This window comes from Nonomuraea corallina, from assembly GCF_027620315.1.
Lineage (GTDB): Bacteria > Actinomycetota > Actinomycetes > Streptosporangiales > Streptosporangiaceae > Nonomuraea > Nonomuraea corallina.
In genome coordinates this window covers 1-2,236 of the sequence record NZ_JAPNNL010000334.1, presented here as the reverse complement: position 1 = coordinate 2,236, position 2,236 = coordinate 1, and the positions used below count along the sequence as shown (strand labels likewise).

Below are 2,236 nucleotides of genomic sequence, written 5' to 3'. Positions count from 1 at the left end.
CGCGCAGTCGGCCGCCGCGAGCTCCAGCTCGGCCTTCTTGGTGGCCTGGCCGCGGCTGCGCTCCAGCTGGCTCAGCGCGGCGTGCGCCTCGTCCAGCGCGTCGCGCGGCAGGCCCGCCGCCAGCAGCGCGGCGCAGCGCTGCACGGACAGCGTCGGGTCGGGCAGGCCGAGCCTGGCGAACCGCTCGGCCGCGTGGTCGAAGCAGGCCAGCGCCTCCGGCAGGTCGCCGATCCGCAGCGCGAGCACGCCCCGGTGGACGATCGCGTCGGCCGACTCCAGCTCCTGCCCCGTCGCGTTGAACAGCTCCTCGGCCCTGCGCAGGTCGGCGGCGGCCCGGGTCACGGCGCCGAGGGCCAGGTTGCAGGTGGCGCGCTCGGTGCGCGCCCGCGCCTCCCAGATCGGGTCGCCCGCCGCCCGCAGCGCGACGACGGCGCTGTTCAGGTCGTTCAGCGCGTCGCGGTGGTGGCCCAGCGTGGACAGCACGCCGCCCCGGCGCAGCAGGATGCGCCCGTGCAGGTGGCCGCTGGACTGGCGGACGGCCGCGTCGAGCGTGTTGCGGGCGGCCGTCGTACGGCCCGCGAAGGCGAGCGCGACGCCCAGCGTCGCCCGCACGTCGGCCTCCCGCTCCGCCGAGCCGGACCGGCGGGCCAGATGCCGGGCCGTCTCCAGCTCCCGCACCGCCGCGTCGATGTCGCCGAACTCGCGCAGCACGATCCCGATGGCCTGCCGGGCGAAGGACGCCTCCAGCGGCGGCGGACCGGTCGCGAGCAGGTCACGGGCCCTGCCGAGGGCCTCCTTCGGGCGCGACAGGGCCAGCGGCAACAGGCCGGGGCCGTCCGGTCGGGGGAGCTGCGGATCCGCCGGCATCCTCCGACTTTGAACGATCTGCTGTATCACCCGCAACCCCGCGCCGATATAGAGGGGGACAACGGACCGCCAGAGCCGGATGCGACGCCTGGGGAGAGGCCTGACACATGGACATGGTGTTCGACGCTCAGTTCCGGATCATCAAGGACGCCTTCGCCGCCCGGGGGGTGGAGGTGGCGGTGGCCTACACGCCGGACGGCGAGGTCGACTACCTGTACGAGGCGGGCCGCCTGCTGGCGCGTGACGGTGACGTCGCGCGGATCGCCGAGGCGCTGCCGCCCGGACTGGAGCGGGTCGACCGGCGCAGCCGGGGCGAGCTGGCGGTGCTCTCACTGGACCGGGTCGCCGGCGGCGCGATGACCGTCCCCGAGGCGCTGGCCCTCGTCGAGGCGCGGCTCGGCACCGGCCCGCGGCCGATCGACCGGCGGCCCGGCCGTGACTCCGCCGCCGGCCCGGTCCAGGAGCCGCGGGCGCCCGTCGCCACGCCCGTGCACGTCCTGCACATCTCCCGGCTGTGCCCCGGCACCGAGCCCGAGGTGCCGCCGGGCGACCCGACCGCGCCGTGGCCGCCACCGTGCGAGGCCGGCGAGACGGTGCGGGAGGTGACCATCGGCGTGTGCGACACCGGCTGGCTGCAGCTCGACGTGGCCGCGTACCCCTGGCTGGACGGCGTCAGCGGCGACCCGGAACCGCTGGGCCCGCCGTCGCCGATCAGCGGGCTGCCGCGCATCCCCGCCTTCCGGGGGCACGGCACGTTCGTGGCGGGCGTCGCCAAGTGCCAGGCGCCCACGGCCGCCGTCTCCGTCGTCGACCACTTCTCGACCTCCGGGGCCGAGCTGGAGGACGTGATGATCGCCAAGCTGGAGGCGCTGGTCTCCCAGTCGCCGGCACCCGACGTGATCAACCTGTCGGCCGGCACCTACACCCGCGACAACTGGTCCTCGCTCGGGTTCGAGCTGTTCCAGCAAGCCCACCCGGACGTGGTGCTGGTCGCGGCGGCCGGCAACGACGGCACCGACCGGCCGTTCTACCCGGCCGCCTACGACTGGGCGGTGTCGGTCGGCGCGCTCGGCCCCGACCAGACGCACCGCGCCTGGTTCAGCAACCACGGCCCCTGGGTGGACGTGTACGCGCTCGGCGAGGGGCACGTCAACGCCTACGCCACCGGCGAGTACACCTACCAGGAGCCGCCCAAGCGGCCGGCCGTGCAGAACTTCGCCGGCATGGCCCGCTGGGACGGCACCTCGTTCGCGGCGCCCCTGGTCGCGGGGCTGATCGCGGACCGGATGGCGCGTACCGGGGAGTCGGCGCAGGACGCCAGGGCGGCCGTGCTGGCCTCGGCGCAGGAGCTGCCCGGCGTGGGCCGGGC

Annotated in this window: 2 protein-coding genes; one reads left to right on the top strand and one right to left on the bottom strand. The window is 75.9% G+C overall.

What is annotated here, in order from left to right; genetic code table 11:
- The coding region (locus OUY22_RS36500; protein ID WP_270159889.1) for a tetratricopeptide repeat protein at window positions 1-867 on the bottom strand (867 nt) is incomplete at its 3' end.
- A 107-nt stretch (window positions 868-974) separates the two neighbouring features.
- On the opposite strand from OUY22_RS36500, the gene OUY22_RS36495 reads away from it, so the two are divergent.
- The coding region (locus tag OUY22_RS36495; protein WP_270159888.1) for a S8 family peptidase at window positions 975-2,236 on the top strand (1,262 nt) is incomplete at its 3' end.